This window comes from Pseudomonas brassicacearum (genome assembly GCF_003732265.1).
Taxonomy (GTDB): Bacteria; Pseudomonadota; Gammaproteobacteria; order Pseudomonadales; family Pseudomonadaceae; genus Aquipseudomonas; species Aquipseudomonas brassicacearum_D.
On record NZ_MOBK01000034.1, the window covers coordinates 1 to 576 of the forward strand.

The window sequence follows — 576 nt, forward strand, 5'->3', positions numbered from 1 at the left end:
GGCCGGCACTTCAGCTGCTTCCAGCGCCGCGAGCACGTCGTCGATCGGCAGGCTGCTGGTCCAATGGGTAATCGCGGCGTCGAGCAAACCGCTCTTGGCCGCACGGCCATCGTTGTGAGCGAAATCTGCTGCTTGCGCCAGGTCATCACGGCCAATGGTTTGCATCAGACGATTGTAGATCGGGTCGCTGTTGCCGGCGATCACCACGTAAGCGCCATCCGCCGTGAGATAAGTGTTCGACGGTGCGATGCCCGGCAAGGCGCCGCCACTGCGCTCACGGACATGGCCAAGCATGTCGTACTCCGGCACCAGGCTTTCCATGACGTTGAACACACTTTCGGCCAGCGACACGTCGACGATCTGCCCGCCGCCCTGCCCGGTCTTGACCCGCAGCAGCGCCATCAACGCGCCGATCACCGCGTGCAGCGAGGCCAGCGAATCGCCGAGGCTGACGCCGACCCGTGCCGGTGGTGAACCGGGGGTGCCAGTGGTGTAACGAATGCCGCCCATGGCCTCGCCGATCGCGCCGAAACCAGGGCGATCGCGGTACGGGCCGGTCTGGCCATAGCCAGAAAT

Annotated in this window: 1 protein-coding gene; it reads right to left on the bottom strand. The window is 65.1% G+C overall.

Going from position 1 to position 576, the window contains the following annotated elements; translation table 11 throughout:
• The coding region (locus BK660_RS29905; RefSeq protein ID WP_185045245.1) for a CoA transferase at nucleotides 1-576 on the bottom strand (576 nt) is incomplete at both ends.